The organism is Sporosarcina sp. resist (assembly GCF_014302295.1).
Lineage (GTDB): Bacteria > Bacillota > Bacilli > Bacillales_A > Planococcaceae > Sporosarcina > Sporosarcina psychrophila.
Genome location: NZ_CP060287.1, coordinates 3,139,191 through 3,162,606 on the forward strand (window position 1 = coordinate 3,139,191; position 23,416 = coordinate 3,162,606).

At 40.4% G+C, this 23,416-nt stretch carries 24 protein-coding genes; 2 read left to right on the forward strand and 22 right to left on the reverse strand.

Annotation, left to right across the window (positions count from 1 at the left end):
- Nucleotides 1-3: 3 nt before the first annotated feature.
- The 8 genes from H7992_RS15505 to H7992_RS15540 form a co-directional block, all read right to left on the reverse strand.
- Nucleotides 4-987 (reverse strand): ABC transporter substrate-binding protein, encoded by a 984-nt coding sequence (locus tag H7992_RS15505; protein ID WP_187045177.1) that lies wholly within the window; start codon nucleotides 985-987, stop codon nucleotides 4-6.
- A gap of 154 nt (nucleotides 988-1,141) precedes the next feature.
- Nucleotides 1,142-2,581: a dihydrolipoyl dehydrogenase family protein gene (locus H7992_RS15510; RefSeq protein ID WP_187045178.1), complete on the reverse strand. Its 1,440-nt coding sequence runs from the start codon at nucleotides 2,579-2,581 to the stop codon at nucleotides 1,142-1,144.
- A gap of 1 nt (nucleotide 2,582) precedes the next feature.
- On the reverse strand, nucleotides 2,583-3,803 hold the full coding sequence (locus H7992_RS15515) for a dihydrolipoamide acetyltransferase family protein (protein ID WP_187045179.1): 1,221 nt from the start codon (nucleotides 3,801-3,803) through the stop codon (nucleotides 2,583-2,585).
- Between the two features lie 12 nt (nucleotides 3,804-3,815).
- Complete coding sequence (locus H7992_RS15520) at nucleotides 3,816-4,832, reverse strand: alpha-ketoacid dehydrogenase subunit beta (RefSeq protein ID WP_187045180.1); 1,017 nt, start codon at nucleotides 4,830-4,832, stop codon at nucleotides 3,816-3,818.
- A gap of 3 nt (nucleotides 4,833-4,835) precedes the next feature.
- Nucleotides 4,836-5,891 carry a pyruvate dehydrogenase (acetyl-transferring) E1 component subunit alpha gene (pdhA, locus tag H7992_RS15525; protein WP_067210595.1) on the reverse strand — a complete coding sequence of 352 codons (1,056 nt, stop codon included), beginning with the start codon at nucleotides 5,889-5,891 and terminating at the stop codon, nucleotides 4,836-4,838.
- A 15-nt stretch (nucleotides 5,892-5,906) separates the two neighbouring features.
- Nucleotides 5,907-7,052: a Leu/Phe/Val dehydrogenase gene (locus H7992_RS15530; protein WP_187047916.1), complete on the reverse strand. Its 1,146-nt coding sequence runs from the start codon at nucleotides 7,050-7,052 to the stop codon at nucleotides 5,907-5,909.
- Between the two features lie 44 nt (nucleotides 7,053-7,096).
- Nucleotides 7,097-7,492, reverse strand: coding sequence for a thioesterase family protein (locus H7992_RS15535; protein WP_067210598.1), 396 nt, complete (start codon nucleotides 7,490-7,492; stop codon nucleotides 7,097-7,099).
- A 30-nt stretch (nucleotides 7,493-7,522) separates the two neighbouring features.
- The gene (locus H7992_RS15540; RefSeq protein WP_187045181.1) at nucleotides 7,523-8,491 is read right to left on the reverse strand and encodes an NAD(P)H-dependent flavin oxidoreductase; all 969 of its coding nucleotides are present in this window, start codon (nucleotides 8,489-8,491) and stop codon (nucleotides 7,523-7,525) included.
- An 87-nt stretch (nucleotides 8,492-8,578) separates the two neighbouring features.
- Between H7992_RS15540 and H7992_RS15545 the strand changes: the two genes are divergently transcribed.
- Complete coding sequence (locus tag H7992_RS15545; protein WP_187045182.1) at nucleotides 8,579-9,103, forward strand: gamma carbonic anhydrase family protein; 525 nt, start codon at nucleotides 8,579-8,581, stop codon at nucleotides 9,101-9,103.
- Between the two features lie 884 nt (nucleotides 9,104-9,987).
- Here H7992_RS15545 and H7992_RS15550 read toward each other — a convergent pair.
- The 3 genes from H7992_RS15550 to H7992_RS15560 all read right to left on the reverse strand — a co-directional run bounded on the left by H7992_RS15550 (nucleotide 9,988) and on the right by H7992_RS15560 (nucleotide 11,907).
- Complete coding sequence (locus H7992_RS15550) at nucleotides 9,988-10,632, reverse strand: alpha/beta family hydrolase (RefSeq protein WP_067210606.1); 645 nt, start codon at nucleotides 10,630-10,632, stop codon at nucleotides 9,988-9,990.
- Between the two features lie 298 nt (nucleotides 10,633-10,930).
- Nucleotides 10,931-11,353 (reverse strand): toxin-antitoxin system YwqK family antitoxin, encoded by a 423-nt coding sequence (locus H7992_RS15555; RefSeq protein WP_187045183.1) that lies wholly within the window; start codon nucleotides 11,351-11,353, stop codon nucleotides 10,931-10,933.
- 311 nt (nucleotides 11,354-11,664) lie between these two features.
- Entirely contained in the window at nucleotides 11,665-11,907 is a 243-nt protein-coding gene (locus H7992_RS15560) for a T7SS effector LXG polymorphic toxin (RefSeq protein WP_255428449.1), read from the reverse strand.
- Between the two features lie 493 nt (nucleotides 11,908-12,400).
- Between H7992_RS15560 and H7992_RS15565 the strand changes: the two genes are divergently transcribed.
- Nucleotides 12,401-12,922, forward strand: a complete 522-nt coding sequence (locus tag H7992_RS15565) for a GNAT family N-acetyltransferase (RefSeq protein WP_187045184.1) — start codon at nucleotides 12,401-12,403, stop codon at nucleotides 12,920-12,922.
- 682 nt (nucleotides 12,923-13,604) lie between these two features.
- Here H7992_RS15565 and paaX read toward each other — a convergent pair.
- From paaX to paaA, 11 genes are all read right to left on the reverse strand, one after another.
- On the reverse strand, nucleotides 13,605-14,495 hold the full coding sequence (gene paaX / locus H7992_RS15570; RefSeq protein ID WP_187045185.1) for a phenylacetic acid degradation operon negative regulatory protein PaaX: 891 nt from the start codon (nucleotides 14,493-14,495) through the stop codon (nucleotides 13,605-13,607).
- 60 nt (nucleotides 14,496-14,555) lie between these two features.
- On the reverse strand, nucleotides 14,556-15,761 hold the full coding sequence (locus H7992_RS15575; RefSeq protein ID WP_187045186.1) for a thiolase family protein: 1,206 nt from the start codon (nucleotides 15,759-15,761) through the stop codon (nucleotides 14,556-14,558).
- Complete coding sequence (locus H7992_RS15580) at nucleotides 15,758-16,630, reverse strand: 3-hydroxyacyl-CoA dehydrogenase (protein WP_187045187.1); 873 nt, start codon at nucleotides 16,628-16,630, stop codon at nucleotides 15,758-15,760. Before H7992_RS15580 ends, H7992_RS15575 begins: the two co-directional genes overlap by 4 nt.
- Nucleotides 16,631-17,239: 609 nt before the next feature.
- Nucleotides 17,240-18,757 carry an aldehyde dehydrogenase family protein gene (locus tag H7992_RS15585; protein ID WP_187045188.1) on the reverse strand — a complete coding sequence of 506 codons (1,518 nt, stop codon included), beginning with the start codon at nucleotides 18,755-18,757 and terminating at the stop codon, nucleotides 17,240-17,242.
- A gap of 15 nt (nucleotides 18,758-18,772) precedes the next feature.
- On the reverse strand, nucleotides 18,773-19,546 hold the full coding sequence (locus H7992_RS15590) for an enoyl-CoA hydratase-related protein (protein WP_187045189.1): 774 nt from the start codon (nucleotides 19,544-19,546) through the stop codon (nucleotides 18,773-18,775).
- Between the two features lie 12 nt (nucleotides 19,547-19,558).
- The gene (locus H7992_RS15595; protein ID WP_187045190.1) at nucleotides 19,559-20,335 is read right to left on the reverse strand and encodes an enoyl-CoA hydratase/isomerase family protein; all 777 of its coding nucleotides are present in this window, start codon (nucleotides 20,333-20,335) and stop codon (nucleotides 19,559-19,561) included.
- Nucleotides 20,335-20,637: an EthD family reductase gene (locus H7992_RS15600; RefSeq protein ID WP_067210629.1), complete on the reverse strand. Its 303-nt coding sequence runs from the start codon at nucleotides 20,635-20,637 to the stop codon at nucleotides 20,335-20,337. The genes H7992_RS15595 and H7992_RS15600 overlap by 1 nt, the downstream gene beginning before the upstream one ends.
- A 17-nt stretch (nucleotides 20,638-20,654) precedes the next feature.
- Nucleotides 20,655-21,155, reverse strand: a complete 501-nt coding sequence (gene paaD, locus H7992_RS15605) for a 1,2-phenylacetyl-CoA epoxidase subunit PaaD (RefSeq protein WP_067210631.1) — start codon at nucleotides 21,153-21,155, stop codon at nucleotides 20,655-20,657.
- Nucleotides 21,156-21,181: 26 nt separating this feature from the next.
- Nucleotides 21,182-21,994 (reverse strand): 1,2-phenylacetyl-CoA epoxidase subunit PaaC, encoded by an 813-nt coding sequence (paaC, locus tag H7992_RS15610; protein WP_187045191.1) that lies wholly within the window; start codon nucleotides 21,992-21,994, stop codon nucleotides 21,182-21,184.
- Nucleotides 21,991-22,338, reverse strand: a complete 348-nt coding sequence (gene paaB / locus H7992_RS15615; RefSeq protein WP_067210636.1) for a 1,2-phenylacetyl-CoA epoxidase subunit PaaB — start codon at nucleotides 22,336-22,338, stop codon at nucleotides 21,991-21,993. Before paaB ends, paaC begins: the two co-directional genes overlap by 4 nt.
- 17 nt (nucleotides 22,339-22,355) lie before the next feature.
- On the reverse strand, nucleotides 22,356-23,306 hold the full coding sequence (gene paaA, locus H7992_RS15620; protein ID WP_187045192.1) for a 1,2-phenylacetyl-CoA epoxidase subunit PaaA: 951 nt from the start codon (nucleotides 23,304-23,306) through the stop codon (nucleotides 22,356-22,358).
- Nucleotides 23,307-23,416: the final 110 nt, after the last annotated feature.

Here is a 23,416-nt window from a genome sequence, read left to right on the forward strand (position 1 = left end):
TATCTATTCACTAAATTCAGCTTTCCATTCGTCTTTAATATCGAGCCCTAAAGTAGATGCCGTGTCTTTGTTCATAATCAATTTTAACTTCTGTGGAATTTGAACTGGTAAGTCAGCTGGTTTACTTTCACCTTTTAAGATTTTCACAGCCATCTGTCCTGCTTCATAACCGATGTCAAAGTATTCAAATCCATATGCTGCTAAGCCGCCTCGTTTTACAGAGTCGAATTCGCCAACCATCATCGGAATTTTATTGTCATTGGCGACTGAAATTACAGATTCAAGCGCCGAAACAACCGTGTTATCTGTGATGATGTACATAGAATCTACTTTGCCAAGCAACGATTCAGTCGCTTGTTTCACATCTGCGGATGTAGCAACAGACGCTTCGACAACAGTCATATCCATATCTTTCAGCATTTCTTTAACTGCATCTACTTGAGCACGAGAGTTTTGCTCTCCAGAGTTAAACACCATTCCTACATTTTTTGCATCCAATTCTTCTTTAAGAAACTTCATCGTATTGGTAATTGCATCAGGATGCGCATCAATTGTTCCTGTAACGTTGCCTCCAGGGCTTTCCATTGAGTCAACGAGTTCCGCCCCAACCGCATCTGTTACCGATGTGAAAATGATTGGAATTTCCGTTGTAGCACTAGCTGCTGCCTGAGCACTAGGAGTTGAGTTCGCAAATATTAGATCGACATCTGCGCTGACAAGATTTGTCGCTATCGTTGTGTTTACACTGTTATCGCCTTGAGCAATTTGAACATCATATTCCACATCAATCCCTGCATCTTCTAAAGCCTTTTTAAAGCCGTCATAAGCTGCATTGAGGGATGGATGTTCAACAATTTGACTGACACCTATTTTATATTTCTTCGAAGATGTTTTCTTATCCTTAACTTCCCCGCTATTCCCACATGCTGCAAGTAGTAATACAGCACTAAGAATAAATACCAACATTTTTTTCGAACCGCTCTTCATTACAATTCCCCCTTTTTATGCTAGTATATTTACTATTTATTTGAATCCTAGGAATCAGTGTGTGATGCGTTTGGTTTGCCTAGTTGAATTGATGAACTAAGCGCCAAAACGGGTTGAATGAGATTTTTATTTCCTTTACTCCTTTTTAGATGCGTTAGATCGTCAACATGTCTTTTCTTTTTATCGGCGCAGCATGAATCGCTTGTCCGATTAGCCCCTCTACCGCTTCAAGTAGTCCTTCATTGAACCCTGGATGTGCATAGTGTGGGAATTTAATATCTTCTTCTTTCGCAGCCATTTCAAGCAACTGCACAAACGAACCTGACATTTCAACGGCCCCTTCACCAATCATGTGAATGCCTTGAATGATTTCAGTTGTTGCATCAGAAATAACTTTAATAAACCCATCCTTTTTACCAGTAATTGTTGCATAGCCATTGCCACCAAGTGCAAATTGACTGACACGAATAGCCAATCCAAAATCGCGCGCACTTTGTTCTGTAAGCCCTACAGAAACGATTGGTGGAATTGTATGTGCCACAACCGGCATAAATGTCAGATTGGCTTCAGTTTGTTCTCCTGCAATTGATGCTACGGCAGCTTTTCCTTGTTTAATTGCTTTCACAGCCGATAGGGGACCTTCTGTTACATCACCAATTGCATATATAGAAGGTATCGATGATTGCATATTTCCATCTACTTTTATGAAACCCTCGGCTGTTTGTACAATTCCGAAGCGGCTTATGCCGAGAGCCTCCAAATTGGGTCTCCTAGTTCCAGAAACGAATAGATATGATCCGCTAATTGTCTCTTCTACGTTTTTATCCGTTTGAAATGTTAGCGTAATTCCGTCTTCTGTTTCATGTGTTGATATGAATTCAATTTCTTTATAGACTTTCATTTTACGTTTTTTAAATAAACGATTTAATTCCTTATTAATAGATTCGTCAAATGGAAAACCTGCTTGATCGTCAATTACAATACTTACTTGCGCTCCTAATGCTGCAAAACTTGAAGCTGCTTCGAGTGCAATGGTATCTTGACCTCTAACAATAAGATGCTTAGGTATCTCTTCCAGTTTAAATATTTCATGAGGCAATAAAATCCTTTCCCCTTTTTCTTGAATTGTTGGCGGCATAGTTGGGGAACTTCCTGTTGCGATAATAACTTGCTCAAATTCAAAGATATCGAATTGATGGCCATTTTCTACACCGATTTTGTCTACTGCGAGGAAAGTAACTTTGCCCCGGATTATTTCAATTTTGTTTTCATTACATAGACTTTCTACGCCAGACCTGAGCTGTTTGATAACTTTGTCTTTATAGGAAACCAGCTTTTTGATATCAATTATTTTTTCCATATTCCCAATTCCAAGTTCTTGAAAATGGGCTATATCTGAGCGCATACCTGCTGCATGTGTAAATATTTTAGATGGAATGCATCCTTCATTCAGACAAACACCGCCCAATTCTGCCTGTTCAATTAACGTCACTGAGAGACCAAGCTGCGCACCACGTATAGCAGCAGAGTAGCCGCCCGGTCCCCCTCCAATGATAATGAGATTTCTTTCCTGACTGATTTCTCCAACAACCATTTTAAATCATCTCCATCATCAGCTTGTGAGGCTGTTCAATTAGGCTTGCAAAACGATTCGTGAATGCAATGGCTGTCGCACCATCAGCAACACGATGGTCAAACGCCATTGACAGTGTCATGATATGACCGATAACAATTTCATCATGCTCATTGACAATCGGTTGTTTTTTCGTTTTGTGGAAAGCAATTAGAGCTGTTTCAGGGTAGTTGATAATTGGTGTGGCACCCATACCACCCAGGGGCCCAACGTTACTCACCGTAAATGTGCTGTTTTTCATTTCAAACGGCTGTAATTTGCCGGCGATTGCTTTTGCTGTCAAACTTCTGACATTTGCATTAATCTCTTTGATGGATTGTTTATCAACATCATGTAAAACAGGTACAATTAGACCGCTATCGGTATTTGTTGCGATACCGATATGATAGTTTTTCTTGAGTAGTATCCGGCTATTTTCTTCATCAAGTTCAGCATTGAATATCGGGAAATCCTTCAACGAAATAACGAGTGCCTTTATAAGAAATGCTGATACACTAACTGATTCACCATCAGCTTTCAATTGCTCTCTCATTTTAAATAAGTTCGTCATATTGACCTCGTCAAAATGAGTAACATGCGGAATTGTAAAGAGTGATTTCGTCATCTTTTCTGCGATTTTTCTTCGAATTCCTCTAAAAGGAATTTCATCAGGAACCTCTTGGTCGACCTCTACCTGCTCACTTTTCTTCTTTGATTCCGTGTCGGTTTGTTGTCCTTTTAAGAATCGTAAAACATCTTCTTCGCTTATTCTTCCAGAGGGATCACTAGCATGGACATCTTCAATATTTATATTGTTATCCCGTGCAATCTTGCGTGTGTATGGTGCAGCTAGTATTCGATTAAAAGGCATATGAGGGGATTTCTCTTCTAGTTTAATTGTCGGGATTGCTTGCTCCTCAGCAATTGACTTCGTTTCTACGTATGATTTTTGTACAGCTCGAACAGCTTCATCAATTTCAATATAAAGTAGACTTGTTCCGACCTGAACGATTTCCCCTGCTTCAATACGTATTTCTTTCACAATACCTGAGCAGGGTGAAGTAAGTTCAGCGACCATTTTGTCTGTTTGTACCTCAACAAGCGGTTGATCTGTCATAACCGAATCCCCAACTTTGACTAAATAATGGAGCACTTCCCCTTCGGTCATTCCTTCCCCGACATCATGTAACTTTACTTCGAGCATTCCATTTCCTCCTTAAAAATGAAGCACTTTTTCTATTCCTTCAACGACACGTGCCGTAGTTGGAAGATAATGTTCTTCTAATGTAAAGAATGGAACCGGTACGTCGAATCCCGTCACGCGTTCAATTGGAGCTCGTAGATAAAGGAAAGCGGTATCGTTTATAATCGAAACAATATCATTGCCGAGCCCTCCGGTATTATGCGCCTCATGAATGATGACCGCTCTCGTTGTCTTCTGCACAGATTGAGTAATGATGTCCCGATCGATTGGATACAATGTTCGCAGATCGATAATTTCGCAACTAATCCCCTTTTTCTCGGCCAGTTCGGCTGCTTTTTCTGCGATTGAAATCATAGCTCCCCAAGCAATAAGTGTGACATCCGAACCTTCACTCACGATCTTCCCTTTACCAATTTCCACAGTATACTTTCCAACAGGTACTTCTTCTCTCTTCGAACGGTAGTTTTTCATAGGCTCCAAAACTAGAACAGGGTCAGGATCTTCCATCGCCGCAATCAATAACCCTTTAGCATCGTATGGATTAGACGGACAGACTACCTTGATGCCAGGCATATGTGTGAATAAAATTTCTGTACTATCAGAATGTATTTCGGGCGCACGAATTCCTGCCCCGTATGGTGCTCGAATGACTATAGGCACAGTAAAACGAGACATCGACCGCATTCTAATCCTTGAAACATGTGTCATAATCTGTTCGTACGCAGGATAGATAAAACCAAGGAATTGGATTTCTGCAACCGGTCGAAAACCGTTAACTGCAAGACCTATTGATGTGCCAATAATTCCTGCCTCTGAAAGCGGAGTATCGACTACCCGGTCATCCCCAAACTGCTCCTGAAGTCCTTCTGTCGCACGGAACACTCCACCGTTTTTACCGATATCTTCACCGAGTATGATGGTTCGATCATCCTCGTCTAGCATCAAACGCATGCCATCATTAATCGCTTGGATTAGTGTCATTTGTTTTGTCGTTTCGTTTTTTGAATCCGACTCTTTCAGTTGTGTCATCAATTATTGCCTCCCTAAATGTGCAAGGTACGCTTCTTTTTGTTCAGCGAGTTGTGCTGGCATTTCAGCGTATACATGATCGAAAACGTCAGCTACATTCGGCGGCGGGAACTTTTCCATTTCTTCTACTGCTGCTTCAACTTCACTAGTCGTTTCTTCTTTAGTCGCTTGGATCCACTCATCATTCCAGTAGCCGTAATTCTTCATGAATAATTCTAATCGGATAAGAGGGTCAACAAAATTCTCTCCTTGTTTTTCAGGACGATATTTAGACGGATCATCAGCAGTCGTATGAGCTCCTTTTCGCCAAGTAACCGCTTCTATTAATGTCGGGCCATTTCCACACCGGGCATAGTCAAAGGCCTTTTTCGTTTCAAAATAAACTGCAAAACAATCATTACCATCAATTCGATACCCTGGCATACCATAGGCAACTGATTTTTGTGCGATTGTTGCAGAATTCATCTGTTTTTCAATCGGAACCGAAATCGCATACCCATTATTTTGATTAAAAAAGACGACTGGTACTTTGAATACGCTTGCAAAATTCAATCCTTCATGAAAATCCCCTTCCGAGGTCGCACCGTCGCCGAAATAGGCAATTGCAACATTTTGTGTTCCCCTTCTTTTTTCAGCCCATGCAGCGCCTGCGGCATGGGGGAGTTGAGTCGCAATTGGAACAGCTGGCGGGAAAATATTTCTATCAGTTGGAGCTACACAACCTTCTACTCTCCCATTCCAGTACAAAAATGTTCTGGCCATACTTTTCCCGAACGTTATCGTCGCACCATGATCACGATACGTCGGGAACACCCAGTCGTCGGCATTTAGTGCGAGTGCGCTACCAACTTGAGCAGCTTCCTGTCCTTCAAAAGGCGCATAAGTACCTAGACGTCCCTGTCGTTGCAAATTAATTGCTTTTCTATCAAATGTACGAACTCGTAACATGTGATAGTACAAATTTTTTACCAATTGCTCATCTATCTGCTTTTCAAAGCTTGTATCAACAAGAAAGCCTTTATTATCTACTATTCTTTTTATAGGATAGTTATGTTCCACTTAACTTGCCTCCAATCAGGAATGATTGCGAAACGACCGCTTTGGTTTAGCTGGTGCTGAGTAAAAGCTATTCCTTCTTCCTCGATCCGCTATTCTTTTCTCGCACATTGCATTAGCGGATTCCTCTGTTGTTTTTCCACTATTCGCAGCTTCCTCGTAAACTTCCAAAATTGCATCGTATATATGTTTCGTTTTCACAAGTACCCGCTCATGGTTAATGCCATACAATTCATCTGCCACTTGAATAAGCCCACCAGAATTGACGATATAATCCGGTGCATATAATATCCCTTTATCTCGTAATAATTTACCGTGTCTATCATCTAATAACTGATTATTAGCCGAACCTACAATCGCTCTTACTTTAAACTGAGGAATTGTAGCGTCGTTAATAATTCCACCAAATGCACACGGAACAAATATATCCGCTTCCTGCGAATAAATAGCTTCATTTGCAACAATTTGTACGTTACCAGTAGTTTTTGTTGCAACTTCTTCAATTGCCCGCAGACTCTCTTCATTAATATCCGTTACGAAAATGCGAGCTCCTGCTTCAAGCAATCCACTTGCAACTTTGAATCCAACTTTTCCAAGACCTTGAATCGCGTATATATGTTGGCCTAAATCGTCATTTCCATAGAGCATCTGATTGGTCGCTTTTATACCGTACAAAACACCTGCAGCTGTTGGAATTGATGAGTCTCCGCCGCCCCCATATACCTCAGGGAGACCATTGACGAAATTGGTTTCTTTCATTGCGTGAACGAAATCATCCATCGTCGTTCCCATATCCGTTCCCGTATAAAAACGGCCGCCCAGTGAATTCACAAATTGACCGAACGCACGAAATAATTCCGGTGATTTATCTGTTTTCGGATCACCGATAATAACTGCTTTCCCACCCCCGAAATCGACATCGGCTGCCGCACATTTATAGGTCATTCCTTTTGAAAGGCGAAGAACATCTTCTAACGCTTCTTCCACACTGCTATAAGGTTGCATGCGACATCCGCCGAGTGCTGGTCCAAGCGTTGTGTCATGAATTGCAATAATCGCACGCAAACCTGTTGAAGAGTCATTACAAAAAACGACTTGCTCATGCTCACTCATTCGATCGAAGAGTTCAAATTCCTTTGTCATTGACGTTCTTTCAGCTAGCATTACTCGATTCTCCCCTTTAAGATTGGTCATGAAAACCTCTTTTTTCAGGATGAAGCTTCATTCAGCTTTTCCGCAATTTTTTCCTTTAACAATATAACTTGCATCACTTCACCTTTTCCGATAAGCCCTAAATGGTTTTCTGCAGTGACTTTTGTCACAACCCTATTGTCACGAAACTCAATTAAATTGGCTGTCAAGGTTACTCTAGATCCAAGTGGAGACGCAGCAAGATGCTTTAGTTGGACTGATGCACCCATTCCCTCTTCATGCTCTTCCAAAAATGGAAGAATAATTTTTCGAGAAACCCACTCCATATGATATGTCATTGCTACTGTTGAATAGACGGGATGTACAACTTTCCCCTCAAAAGAAGCAAACATATCCTCTGTCACAATTATTTCGATCGTCTCTTCTCTACCAATGTTTAACCCACACTTCATCCGCTATCCCTACTTAAGTTATAGTTTAAATTACTCATTTTTCCTTATGTCCTTAATTTCTTCTATCGATTTATTCAGTTGATTTTCTGCTTCTTCCATCATGCTATCAAGTAGAATCTTCACAGTCGAGATGTTTTCAATTAATCCTGCAATTTGGCCGCTATTGACAAAACCATTTTCCATATCGCCGTCGATCGCACCCAAGACATGTTGTTGTTCCGAAGTCATTTCACTATATTGTTCCAATGTCATTCCTGCTTTTTCTAAGTCTTTTAGTTTCATTGCGTATGGCGTTTTTAATATCCGTCTCAGCCGCCCTACACTGCGTCCAATAAGTAACGTTTCGGTATCACTTGCATTCACAAGGTTGTGCTTGTACGTGTCATGAAATGGAGCTTCCTTTGTCGCTATTAAACGGGTACCCATTTGCACACCACTCGCCCCTAACGTCAGCGCAGCTGCCAAACCTTTACCGTCACCGATTCCCCCCGCAGCAATTACCGGCACGTTAACATTCTTCACTATTTGAGGTAGTAGCGTAAATGTCGTCAGTTCCAAGTTAGAGTTGACGCCAGCTGCTTCAAACCCTTCTGCCACGAGAATATCTGCCCCCGCTTCCTCAGCTTTAAGTGCGTGTTTTACTGAGGCTACAAGCGCAATGACTGTCACGCCTTGTTCATGTAGTAGGGGAATATAAGGTACTGGATTTCCTGCTGATAGCGAAACAACTGATATATTATGTTTAATGACAAGATTAATCAGCTCTGTTACGTATGGTGAAATACTGATTGCGATGTTGATTGCGAAATTCTTGTTTGTCAGTTTTTTCGTTTCAACTATTATTTTTTCTACTTCATCTGGAGTCATTGTTCCGCATCCAATTGTGCCGAGTCCCCCTGCCTCTGAAACAGCCGCTGTCAGTTTTGCGTTACTGATATTCCCCATTCCACCTTGTATAATTGGAAGAGTGATTTGAAGCACTTTACAAACGTATATCATTTTTCTTCCACCCCTGTGCAATTATGTTATGCTAAGAAGAGTTAAAAGATAATTAAGATTAGTAAACTAATTTGAGGGGGAATAGTTTTGTTAATCACATTTAAAGGAAAAAGCCCTGTTCTTGATCCTTCGGTTTTCGTCGCTCCGGGTGCAAAAATTATTGGAGAAGTTCAAGTTGGGGCAGAATCTACTATTTGGTTTAACACGGTCTTGCGGGGAGATGAAGGGCCGATTACAATCGGTAATAAATGCAGTATCCAGGATAATTCAACAATTCACTTATATGAAGATGCTCCAGTCATTATAGAAGATGAAGTTACCGTTGGGCATAACGTTATCCTGCATGGCTGCAAAGTCGGAAAGCGATCGATTATTGGAATGGGTTCTACAATTCTTGACCACGCAGAAATTGGTGAAGAATGTATTATTGGCGCCAACACATTAATCCCACCAGGTAAGAAAATCCCCCCTCGTTCATTGGTTGTCGGTTCTCCAGGAAAAGTAGTAAGGGAATTGAACGACAAAGACTTCGAGATCATTCAATTATCGATCGATTCATATGTTCAAAAAGGCTATGACTATCGGGAGATTATTAAAAACGAAGAAAAATAACACGTCTGTTAATTAACCATTTACTTGCGTAAAGCTTGCCCCCCCCCCATTTTCACTGGATCATTTTCGGTTCGCTTTCGGCGAAATATTCATGACAACATCTTTCCCCAAGGGCAAGTGTGGCTAGGAATGACTTCGTCCTTCCTAGCCACACACTTTTCGGTAATCCTGTTGCGAATAGTTGCCTGTCGCGTCCCTATAATACTCAAGTGAAAAATTCATTTGCTTTTTAATGAAAGAGTAGATGACATTCTATAGAGATTGTAAGTGCCCGAAGATACAATTTCGGGTACTCTTACACGTTGTACAATGTGTTTCTCGCTTACTTTAAGCAATGTTTATGCCTCTGATCATTCGATGGTCTATAAGAAAGTGACACTTCCTTAAATTTTAAAAAGACAAAACTATAGAGAATGCTTCAGCAGCCAAAATTGTATCTTTGGCTGCTTTTATCAAGACATCTCGGTAATCGTATAGACGTCGTTCAATCCAAATTAATCAAACATACTGTACACGAATTGCCTAGTGTTGATTAAGTTATTTCCTGGTTAATGTTAGTTAATAAAAACACGTGATTTATTAACAACAAAAAAACGCTGAACTATTCAGGTTCAACGTTTTGGATGCATTTCAATATCACCGGCTTAGAAACTGGTGGTTCTTAATTCGCTTGACACTTTCTCTGGCAGTCCGCACTTTTAGACCCTAGCCCTTTTTCATCATAGAATTCGGCTTAATCTTCAGCATTACCACCTTGTACCTCAGCCCAGAAACTAAAAATATGGAATGTGGTAACAATTCTCTGACCTTTTTTGCATCAGATGGATAGGTTGCTCCGACGACTGCAAATTTACAACAAATTAGCATAACAATTAGCTATGCTTTTAAAAATTATTAATGTCATCTATTACACTTTTTAAAACCTCAATTGATTCGACTGTGTTATTTTCATATTCCAAGCTATGATTGACATTAGGAATGAGTCTCGCAACTATTTTTGGGTTGTTTGCCAATTGATTAAACCTTTCCTCGGTATAACAATGATCATTATCTCCGATGAAACATAACCCACTATTAGTACTGCTAACCATTGCATCGAAAACATCATCCCTTTGAATCAACGGAGTTAACCATACTGCTTTAGCTTCTTCGAAGATATCCCTCCTTAACTCTGAGCTCATAGCAATTGTTCCAAGAGATTTGCCGATTATATAAAAGTTTTCATACGAAGTTTCCTTTAAAACAGTATCAATTACTGTTCTCACATCGTATTTAATTGCTTCGCTTAATTCTTCCATACTAAATTCTGCATAGACTTTATCATTGTATTGATAATTAACTTGCAATACATCAAAGCCTTTATTTAAAAATATATCTGTTGAGTAATGAAACAGAGGACTCCGAATGGTATATCCTGCACCCGGAAGAAAGATGGTCAAATTTCCCGAGTTTTCTTCGGCTCTCAACAACGTATAAGAAATATTCATTTCTTTATATCCCTTAACGCTTTCTGTATTTGTTTTCAACATTGATATCTCCCCCATTCCTGATCAATTATACATATTGTTCCAAACTAAATATATAAATATTTCAATTTATTAGTCTTTTGTGTCCGCGTTTTTTTATTCAATTCAACTGCCTTTCAACAATCGAACTACCCCACCATAGAAAATGCAAAAACAAAAATGCACAGCAATAAGTAATCACCACCGAAAAAAGTCTTTAAGAATGCTACTTGTCACGGACAAATACATAATACTATTTACATCCACCTTCGTTTTAAACACTTCTTCTCTTACCATTGTCCCCCATTTTTCTAGCATAAGTTTAATTTGATTCTGTTGGTTCTATCTTTCCTTCTAACACATTGCCATGTTCATCATATTTTTTAAAAGTCTTTAATCTACCTAAAACTCTATATTCAACTACTTTTAAAACGCCATTTTCATAGTACTCTTTTTGTATACCTTCTAATGTATTTTTAGCTAGATATTTAATTTTTTTAACTTGTCCATTAGGATAAAAATAAAGCATTTCTCCGTTCTTAACCCCTCCCTTAACTACATAGTAATTTGCTAAATCACCATTTTCATAACAGTCATAAATTATACCAGTAAATAAATGTTCATTATCGTCTTGATCATATTCTACTATAAAGGAATCATATTCATCCCCTCCATAACCAAAACTGCTCCCGTATTTTTCACCATTTTTCACAACATATTCTTTATCTACTATCTTATCTTCCAACCTTAGGCACCTCCGATATTACTTCAAATCCGTCTAGTAAACACATACAGTGTGGACAGCATTTAAACATAATTCCACCAGGTTTAGTCCTATTAATTCCTGTTCTTATCACATTTACATTCAATTCTTCTATTCGAGCATCAAGATTCCTCTTTAGGGGACTATTTAATTCATTAGCAATTATCAAGATTCTATAGTTGTTCGATCAACAAAGTTCTGATTCTATTTTATTCGCATCGAATTCATGCAATTGTGTGAGCGTATTTTCTCGTTTAATTGTAGCAGTGTGAACGCCTTCCTGCACTTCGTTATCATTGAGATGCGGAAGGGTCAATGATGTCCACAACTCGATTCATGAAGCTGTTCGCTTCATCCGTTAGACTCTCCGTCAGTTGCGCAATGTTCTTCAACCCACGTTCAATTTCTACGCCTAGGAAATACTCACGAATGAAACCTGATGAATCTGGTTCGGGTGCATCAAGGGCAGCGTCCATCTGTTTTAGGACGTATGTAAAACGGCTCTGAAATAGCTTGGAAAACTGAAGGAACGGCAAGTGGCAATCCGCGTAAAATGCACGAATTGCGTTGCCCCCCTTCGCCTTTCAACGAATCTTCCATCGCAACGAGTCCTTGAACCGCTCGATCGATAGTTTCAATTTGTTTCCTAGACGATCAAGCATGGTGATGTTCCGATGGAGTCGATCCTTTAATCGATGAACATCAAGTACCTTCAAAAAGCATCACCCCCCGATTGTCTGACAACAATGACAATCACTTTTAACTGTAGATTTAAAATAAAGATTGATCAATTGTAATAAAGTCAGATAATTTGTAAATGGGTTTGATACAATTGCATTGACAAGATGGATTATGACAATTCAACAAACAGGCCATTTTGCGGAACAAGTTTTAGAAATCACAGGGGAAAAAGAGTTAGCATTGGTGAATACTTTGTGTAACCTATTTCGAGAATCATGGAAATGATGTTTGGAATGTTTTAGGCCATGTGTAGTAGTGGCTTGTCTTAGGAGAGGAGAGGAGAAAAAAATGATTGAATTACGAAAGATAACCGGGGATAACATAGATGAAGTAATAGCACTTGAAGTTGAAGAAGGCCAGGAAGACTTAATAGAAACTACTAACCTCAGAAGCTTTGCAGATGCTCATATGTTGAACGCAGACGGTATACCAGCAACTCCCTTTGCCATTTATGCCGATGAAGTTGCGGTTGGGTTTTTGATGTATATTTATGATACGTTGGATCATGAATCATTTGAAAATGAAGTTTTTTATGGGAAGAAGAGCTATTTCATTTGGCATATTATGATTGAAAAGAGTTACCAGGGGAAAGGTTATGGCAAACTTGCTTTTGAAAAAATGTTGATGGATATTGAAACTACGCCAGATGGAGAAGCAGAATATGTAGCCCTCTTTTATCGAACAAGTAATGTCATAGCTAAAACATTATACGCTTCATTTGGTTTCGTAGATACAGGAATCATTCAGGATAATTCGATGTTGGCGATTAAAAATCTAGATGTGAAAATAACAGAATCCTTAGTAGAATAGGATCTCCCGCAAAGAAATGTAAGCTATCAACGTCTTGACCCATAATAAACACAAATATCCAGAAAAAAACCGAATTTGTTAACTCTGTCTTAGTAAAAATATAATATTTATACCGTAATCGGGCGCGGTTTTTTTAGAATTACTATGTAGAAAATGATCAAATTTTATTATAAAAATCGCATACTATTTCACAATGAATTTACCCGTTTTGATCAATCATTTTTCAAAACGAGTTCTTATCATTTAACTTAAAATATGGATTTTGGGGATATTTTAGATCAAGCTTTATTCCAAACCAACATCAACTGCTCCCAATCTCTTTTAGTAGCCAATAATCCCCTAACGATAAACATCCCTCTCCCGTCGCATTCAAAAATCTAATAAATATAAATACTTATCTATCATGTCATACAAATATAAAGAGGTATAAGTTTCCTATTTAAGGGGAAACGATCCATAAGTCTTGTTCTATTTCAATATTTTAATAACTAAAGTTACAAAGACATAAGGCAAGCGCTCTTTATAGCCGAGATGCAGGATTATATAAGAAAAAAATAAAAGCACCGCTAAATGCGATGCTAATTGATACTCTAAAAGCGTGCCGATGGGGACACCGTTTGATCTGTTAAATGACCTTTTATCAGCCGAAAAGAACCCGTGACTTTGGGCAGCCAGTTACTTTTTAGTTTGTTAAGTAGTCACTAATAAGTGGGTGGTCATCTGCGTCATACGTTTTATCTTTCCTTCGCATGTCGTTGTCTTCTTGGAATACTCCTTCGAAAAAACGGCTTGCTGATTGTGCCAGCAATTTATAATATTGCTCAAATAACAGAGTGGCGTGATTACCACTCCACACTTCAGGCAGAAGCTCTTTTGGGAGACCTGGATCTGTAAAGAGAAACTTTCGGTATTCGTGCACAAGGTTGGTGCGCTCCACGAAACACTCTGCATCCGTCATTTTACCTTCGTTTATTATACTTTGGTGGACAATGTATTTTTTGCTGTACGTCGCAATGAATTCTTGATATTTCCCTTCAATTTCTTGAAGTGGCCAGCTTTTTTCAACGAGCAACTTGTCCGCTTGCGGTCCTTTGTAGTCACATACAAAGAAATCCACGTAAAACTGAATATCATACTTTTCAATAAGAAGATTCACTTCTTTTTCGAGATCAATTGGCGAAATCCAGCATCCATTTGAAAAACTTCCGAATCCGCTCCATAATAACTCTTTTCGAAGTTCATCACGAATTTGTCTTTTTTCTTCCGGAATCGTATACATAAGCATACGCCATTTACCGTCCCACTCAGTTGGGTTTAATTTAAAAATACGAATTGCCGCTTCTTCAATCCGTGCTTCCCCTCGCACCGTCAAGAAATAATAACTTTTGTTGCCTTGTTTTTCGGATTGAATCCATCCTTGTTTCATCATTCTTGAGACAGCTACTCGAACCGATTGTTCATTATGACCAAATTCCTTCAATAACCGAATCAAGCTGCCAATCCATACTTTGTTGCCGTAATGACGGATATAATCACCGTAGATTGTAAAAATCATTGATTGTGTATTTGCCATGATATTCACTCTTTCTTTTTTCGTTCCTTATCGATGTATCACGATTCGACAGTTCTTTTATTATTCCGAGACATTCTCAATAATTGCCGCAATTCCTTGGCCTACCCCGATACACATTGTTGCGAGTCCATATTGAACATTCCGTCTTTTCATTTCATATAAGAGTGTCGTTAAAATTCGGGCACCGCTCGCGCCTAAAGGGTGTCCAAAAGCGATTGCTCCACCATTGACGTTTACTTTTTCAGCGTCCAACTCTAACTGTCTAATGCACTCGAGTGATTGGGAAGCGAAGGCTTCATTCACTTCGACGAGTCCTATATCATTCATCGTAAATCCCGCACGTACTAGCGCTTTTTTTGAAGCAATAATCGGACCAAGCCCCATGACAGCCGGTTCAAGTCCCGCCGTTGCCCCCGCAACATATTTTGCTAAAGGTTTAAGATTTAGTTCCTTCGCCTTTTCGGCACTCATAAGAAGCAATGCACACGCGCCATCATTAACACCTGATGCGTTGCCTGCTGTAACTGTACCGCCCTCAAATAATGGTTTTAATTGTGCCAGTTTCTCAAGCGTAATGTCCGGCCGCGGATGTTCATCTTGATCTACAGTGATTTCATTTCCTTTTCTATCCGTATAAACAACCGGAACAATTTCTTTGGAAAATCTGTTAGCTTCTATTGCTGCCTTTGCACGTTGTTGGCTTTCATATGCAAACAAATCCTGATTTTCTCGCGTTATCGTGTAACGTTGCGCGACGTTTTCAGCTGTACGCGGCATCGAATCCGCTCCGTACATTTCTTGTAGTTTTTTATTCGTAAAGCGCCAGCCAATTGTTGTATCTTGCAGTTCCATATTACCTCGTGGATTTGCCTTATCCGGCTTTGCCATAACAAGCGGGGCACGCGTCATACTTTCCGTTCCGCCTGCAATGTAAATATCACCATCCCCAACTGCAATTGCTCTTGCAGCGTAAATAACAGCGTCAAGACCTGAACCACAAAGACGGTTAATCGTCGTGCCCCCCACCTCGACTGGAAGACCCGCCAACAATCCTGCCATACGTGCAACATTGCGGTTATCTTCTCCAGCCTGATTGGCATTTCCAAGAACGACCTCTTCGATCTGCTCTGCGGGAAGATTTGGATTTCGATCAATAAGTGCCTTAATGACGATTGCACCTAAATCATCTGGACGTACGTCTTTTAACGCGCCATCGTACCTGCCAATAGGTGTACGAACAGCGTCTACTATGACTACTTCTCTCATTTCGTAATCAACTCTTCTCCATGTGTATAATCGTAGACACCTTTTCCGCTTTTCCGTCCAAGACGCCCCGCTTTTACGTATTGTTCTAGGAGAGGCGCTGGACGGTACTTTTCTCCAAGCTTGTCATATAAATAGTTCAAGTTGTTCAAACGTGTGTCAAGACCCACTAAATCCACGAGCTCGAATGGACCCATAGGGTAATTTAAGCCAAGCTTAATTGCTTTATCAATTTCTTCTGCTGTTCCAAGTCCCTCTTGCAGCATATAAAATGCTTCATTGCCGACAAGCGCACTAATCCGGCTTGTTACAAACCCAGGAAATTCATTAATAACAACCGTTTCTTTTCCCATATTGACAGCAACTTGTTTAATCGTCTCTACCGTTTCATCACTCGTTTCCAAGCCCCGGACAATTTCAACAAGAGTCATTTTATGTACGGGATTGAAAAAGTGCATGGCGATTGTTTTTTCTGGGCGTTTACCGAAAGAAGCAATTTCCGTCGGACTCATCGTCGATGTATTCGTTGCAAAATAACAATGTGCTGGTGCATATTCTTCAATCGTTTCAAATACTTGCTTTTTAATGGCAGCCTTTTCAGGAACAGCTTCAATGATTAAATCCGCATTCCCTGAAGCTTTAGCCAAGTCACTTTCATAATTTAAATTACGATGCGCTTGTTCAGCCTGATTTGCTGATATCTTTCCGCGTGCGAGACCTTTTTCAAAGAGACTATCAATATCTAGTTGCGCATTTTCCAATGCGGATTCATTAATGTCGACAATTGTAACTGTATATCCTCCAATCGCTCCGACATAGGCTATACCTCTGCCCATCACACCGGAACCGACAACAACTATTTGATTAATCATAAGTGATCCTCCTTTTTATGATGAAAGAATACGGACAGGAAATCATACATCCCTGTCCGTATTCTTTCATCTATATATTCGGCACTACTTATTTAGAATTAATTAGGTGATATACCTCACCCGTATAACGAACAAATCTAGCGAAGGAGCGACACTAATGAAAGGCAGCCCAATTTCGCCGCGTCCTGCGGCAAAGGCTGCACACCCGCATCCTGCAGGCGCCGGAGCAATAAGACCAAGGAGGGAAGCAGTTCAATCCCTCCCTAGTGATCTTCTGACGGGCTTATTGCGTGAGGCCATCACCAAGCGACTAAGCGGTGTTGGAAGAACATTCTATTTGTTAAGTGCCGACTATCTATTACGCTTTTCTTTGTGTCTAGCTCCAGGCGCCAGCCCCTCGGGTCATAAGCCGTTTTGCTGTGGTGGCTGAAGTACGCCTCCTCGCAAACCGTCTTATGCCTGTCGGGGCTAGACGGCGCCTTGCGCTTTTCTTTGTGTCTAGCTCCTCGCGCCAACCCCTCGGTCATAAGCAATCCAGCTATGTGGCAAAGAGCGCCACGTCGCTAGATCGACTTATGCCTGTCGGGGCTAAACGGCGCCTTGCGCTTTTCATAGCCCAAATGGATTTACTGGACGACTGCCAAAGTACGACATAATGCTTTTTGTTTCAGTGTAAAGATCAAGCGATCCGATAGATAGTTCACGGCCAAATCCAGATTGTTTATAGCCACCGAATGGTGTACCTGGGAATGCAGAGAATGGCGTGTTAATCATAACGATTCCCGCTTGAATTTGGTTCGCAACACGTGTTGTAGTTGCAGTATTTTTTGACCAAATAGAAGAAGCTAGCCCAAAATCTGAGTCATTTGCTAATGCAATTGCCTCTTTTTCGTTTTTAAACTTCGATACAACGACAACTGGTCCAAAGATTTCTTCACGAACAACTTTCATGTCTTGTGTTACGTTTCCGATTATTGTCGGCGCATACCAAAATCCGTTTTCAAAGCCTTCTGGTTTTAATTCTTTACCACCAGTAAGGATTTCAGCACCTTCATCAATTGCAGATTGAACATACATTTTCACTGTGTCCAACTGGCACTGATCGATAACTGCGCCCATATGTGTTCCTTTATCAAATGGATCCCCAATTACAAGTTTTTCTGTTTTAGCAATAAATTTCTCAACGAACTCATCGTACACATTTTCATGAATATAGATGCGTGTACGCGCATCACACGATTGACCTGTGTTATTGAAAGCTCCGTAGAGTGAACCATCAACTGCTGCTTCAATATCTGCATCTTCAAAAACAAGGCTTGGGGATTTTCCACCAAGTTCTAGTGTTACGCGTTTTACTGTTCCTGCTGCTTTTGCCATAATGTCTTTTCCAATTGGTGTAGAACCCGTGAATGCAACTTTATTCACTAGTTCATGTTCTACCAAGTAATTACCGATTTCAGATCCAGATCCTGGCAAAATGTTAACGACGCCTGCTGGAACCCCTGCTTCGTAGCAAATTTCTCCAAGAATAATAGCTGTAAGTGGCGTGAGAGACGCTGGCTTAATAACGACGGAGCACCCTGCTGCAATAGCTGGAGCAATCTTCCAAGCAGCCATCATAAGTGGATAGTTCCACGGAATAATTTGCGCGCATACACCAAGTGGTTCTTTTTCTGTGTAATTATGGAATTGACCAGGTACATTATTCACAGAACCCCCATGTCCAACAATAGCGCCCGCATAAAATTCAAAGTCTTCAATGGCTTGTGAAATCTGCCCTTTAGCAGCTGCAAGTGATTTACCCGTATTCAAAATTTCTAGTTCTACAAGTTCATTAAAGCGTGAACCCATAATTGCTGCAATTTTGTTTAGTACACGTGCACGCCGTCCTGCAGGAGTTATTTTCCATTTGCCATTATCAAATGAATCCCTGGCAGCTTGAACAGCTTTTTCAGCGTCTTCTTTCGTTGCTAACGCTACTTCAGCAAGTAGTTCACCCGTCGCCGGATTATAAATCTTTGTGCGCTCGCCACTGCTACTTTCGACTTGTTCACCGTTGATAAAAAGTTTGTAGAAATCACGCTTCATCGTTTCTTGTTCGATTTCGATTTCATGGGTTTTTGTCATATGGTTTACTTCCCCCTATTGGCCTGTAAAAACAGGTTTTCTTTTTTTCATAAATGCATTGATGCCTTCGCGATGATCTTTTGTTAAACCAGCTATTCGCTGTCCTTGGGCTTCATGTTCAAGATATTCTTCAAAAGAAAGTTCTGATATCGTCATCAATGAGCCTTTGATTAATCCGATTGCTTTTGTTGGTAAAGCGGCAAGTCGTGTTGCAAATGCAGATACATCCTCTTCCCATGTTTCTGATGGAATCAGTCGGTTTGCAAGACCCATTGCAACCGCCTCTGTAGCTGGCACTTTTTCTCCTAAAATGGCTAATTCTGCAGCTTTAGATTGTCCGACTAATTGTGTTAAATAATAAAGATTACCTGAATCCGGAATAAGCCCCACATGGATGAATGCATTTAATAAACTGGCACGCTCAGACATTAGTCTAAAGTCACAAGCAAGCGCAAGGCTAAACCCCGCCCCTGCTGCTACACCATTTACTGCTGCAATAATCGGTTTTTCACATTTTCTGATTTGCTGGATCATCGGTCCATAATGATCTCTTAACACTTGACCATGATCCATATAATCATCAACTTCTGATAAATCTTGTCCGGAACAAAATGCCCGGCCTTCACCTGTAATGACAACACAGCGCACTTGTTCATCATATGATGCCGCTTTGATTGCATCTTTTACTTCACGATTCATCTGCGAGATAAAAGCATTCAGTTTGTCAGGTCTATTTAAGATGAGCCACGCAATTCCATCTTTGACATCGTAACGAATTGTCTCAAACATTTAGCACACTCCTTACTTTCCTTGATAATCCGGCCTTCTTTTCTCAACAAATGCGCTCATACCTTCTTTTTGATCCTGTGATGCGAAAAGAAGGTAGAAATTTTTCCGTTCATACTGCATTCCTTCATACAAGGGATAATCCACTGCTTTATTAACCGAATCTTTAATAAGGCGCAGTGAGAGCGGTGGTTGTTTGGCTAGTCGATTTGCAAACTTCAGAGTTTCTTCTATTAATAGTTCAGGAGCAACAACTTTGTTAATGACTCCATGTTTGAGTGCTGTTTCCGCGGAAATACGCTCTCCTGTCCAAAGCCATTCGAGCGCTTTCGTACGTCCGACAAGTTTCGTCAACCGCTGTGTCCCTCCTGCACCCGGCATGACGCCGAGGCCTGCTTCCGGGAATGAAAATTCTGTACCGCTTGCTGCAATTAAAATATCACAGCACAATGCAAGCTCAAATCCCCCTCCTAAAACAAAGCCTTTTACTGCACCAATGATTGGCTTTTTAATAAGTGTAAAACGGTCCCAATCAGCAAATTGGTTCAAGAGTTCAAGGCTGACTGGGTCATCTCCAGTCATTTCATCAATATCAGCCCCAGCTGAAAATGAACGGCCTTTTCCAGTAAGGACGATAATGCGAACTTCTTCTTCTCGATCAAACATTTCCATTGCAGTAACGATTTCACAAACCATTTTCCGATTCAACGAATTTAACTGGCGAGGACGATTCAGTTCAATCACCGCGATGTTTCCCTTTACTGTCGTTTCAATGAATTCAAAACTATACACTAGGCATCCTCACCAATCATTAATGTAACAAGATCACCCGCAAACCCCATCAAATCTTTGCCTGATGCCTTTCCTTCAGCTGTGCGCAAACCTGCCTGTAACGCTTCTAGATTGTCATACTTCATCTCACATGTGAGGTAATATTTCCCTTCACCTCCCATTGGAGATCCTGATATTTTTGTTACCTTCATTTCACGGAGACCTGGGATTTTTGCTGTTAGCGGTGAATGTACATTGAAATAATGATCATCAAAAGCCTCTTTGTTTTCTGGGTGTTTGTACAAAGCAATTAGTTTAGCCATTTTTTCTTCTCCTCACTTTACATTAATGTAGACACAGGTTTCATTGCCTCAAATACGTTTTTACAGCTCTTACAATACAAAATACTTCTGCAAGCCGTTGGTCCAAAAATATTTTCCATTGATACATAGCCAGATCCGCAATAGGCACAATCCACATGCCATGATCCATCTTCCTCAAAATAGCGGGGCGGGGGAGCAATCCCAAACTTTTTCAGATTCACATGACCTTGTTCCGTTATACGGTCTGATGTCCATGGCGGATGAAAGACGAATTCTACTTCAATCGTTTCAACTTCCGGTAGTTTTTTCACAGCATTTACTGTATTCGTTTTAATAAATTCGAGTGCAGGACATCCCAAAAAAGTCGGTAGAAGTGTGATTTTCACGTTGTTTCCTTCGGTTGTGACTTCGCCTACCATTCCAAGATCAATAATACTCACCGAATCAATTTCCGGATCTTTCACATTCATAAGTACTTCAAAAATACGCTCAGTTGAAACATCTACAGAAGCAGTCATATTATTCACCTCTTTCCTGGTACCGTTTACCAGACAGCTGCCGGGTCAAGCTTGTAAACTTCGGAAAGCGTGCCGAGTGCTTCATCCAAGTCTTTTGTGTGCTCACCGTTTCGTCCGTTCATCACGGGATGTTTCGGTATCAACGGTACTTCCATTTGGAGGGTTTCGAACACTGGATTGATGATAGCTTGCCATTGTTTCTTCATTTTTTCCTCACTGTCTATTAAGTTACTGCTTTCAATCTTTTGTTTCTGATTTCCAAAAGAAAATACATCTCCAAAATCATTCAAAACAAGCGTAATTGCATCATTCATTTTCTTTTTTGCCACATCCGTAGAACTCATTAACTGCTTAAACCACGTTTCCCAGTGCAACTTGTGATAATAAAGTTCCATTTTCACTTTTATCGCCACTTCAGCAATAGGTTTGTATGAGCTTTCACATAACGAATCCATTTTCACCTTTTTCGCTTGTATATAAAAATAACTCCTTACGACTTGATAGGCCCAGTCATAATTGGGTGTTTCCATATAATAACCTTCGCCGTTCACCCGTTCCGTCAAAATGCTGTTCTTTCTTTCATCTGTCGGACGTAAATGGGCCAAGTCATCCGCTTTTCCAGCTCCAAGCTCTTCAAGTAATTTGTAGTACATCGCCGCATGCCCCATACTGTCTTGGCTAATGGATGAGGAAGCTACGTCTTCTTCAATGTGAGGAGCGAGTCCGAGCCATTCAGATCCGCGGAATGCGTACAGAAAATCATCATCTGCTAATTGGAACAACAAACTAGTGATTGCTTCTTTATATTCCATGCTCATGCCATTGTCTGTTATGCTCATTTCCGCTCCCCTCCCCATGACAAAATTTCTTTTTCATCAAGCACTTGCTGTTCATATTGACGCCATTTTTTCTTTAAGTAACCATAGCCTTTTGTCGTCCTGTACTCTTTATTGTCTAGCCTGGTGAGCGTCATCTTCTCTTCGGCATTCATTTTCCTAACATTCTTTCGATTTATAATCCAAATGTCTGCAACTGGTTCACGGCGCATGAAATTTTCCTGTGCCAAAATAAGTGCCATATCTTCATTTGGAGCCAGTAAGCTGAATTGGTGTTGGAATGCCGAGCTCGGTGTCCGCTTACTGAACACTTCATATTCTTGATAAAATGTTTTTTCTCCAGTCATTTTACTGACTCCTTCCATTAATTAACGACTGCACTTAAAGCATCTCGCACCCATGTATTATTTTCATAAGATGTACGACGCAGGTTCAGGCGTGCCTGAGAACGAGGTCCTTCATTTCTAATAATTTTCTTGAATTCATTCCAATCCGGTTGTTTGTACGTCCATATTTTGCTTTCAGCATCGAATTTTATGGTCGGATCTGGGATTGTTAGACCAAGAGATAAAATACGCGGGATATATTTATCAAAAAAGATTTGCCTGAACTCTTCGTTTGTTTTTGTCCGGATTTTATATTTAATAGTCAAATCTTGTTTCGAAGAACCTGTTGTTTCTTTACTCGCAGGTCCGAAGAACATTAACAGAGATTCCCACCAATAATTGATTGATTCCTGAATCATCGATTTTTGATCATTTGTACCTTCCGCAAGTGCCATAATAATAGATTCACCATGCTGTGCATGAAACACTTCTTCAGCGCAAATACGCTGTAACGCTCTCCCGTAAGGCCCATAAGAAGCCCCAAGCATATTTGTTTGTGTAATAATTGCAGCCCCATCAACGAGCCAACCGATTATTCCAGCATCTGCCCATGTAGTTGTTTTCATGTGAAATACATTATGAAATTTCAAGTCTCCATTGAATAAGTCCTGCATTAAATCTCCGCGATTCTTGCCATATGGTTTAAGTAAATCTTCAGTTACGCGAAGAAGCAGTTGACCGTGGCCCATTTCGTCTTGCACCTTGGCCATAATGCCTAACTTACGAGAAAGGGATGGGGCTTTTGGTACCCATTCTTTCTCTGGGAGAGCCCCCATTATTTCGCTCATTCCATGCATGGAAATCAATTTAATCAATGTCAGCCTATATTCTTCAGGCATCCAATCATCGGCTTCAATTTTGTCACCTGCTTCAATCCTCTGCATAAAGTGAGCTAACTTTTCTACTTCCGAATTGTATAAACCCGTCATTTCACAGCCCCCTAGTTTAAGGTATGTGTTTCCGACTAAACATATAACACTTACATAACGTTAATCTAAAACTCAGTTATATTTATAGACATACCAATCCGATAATACCG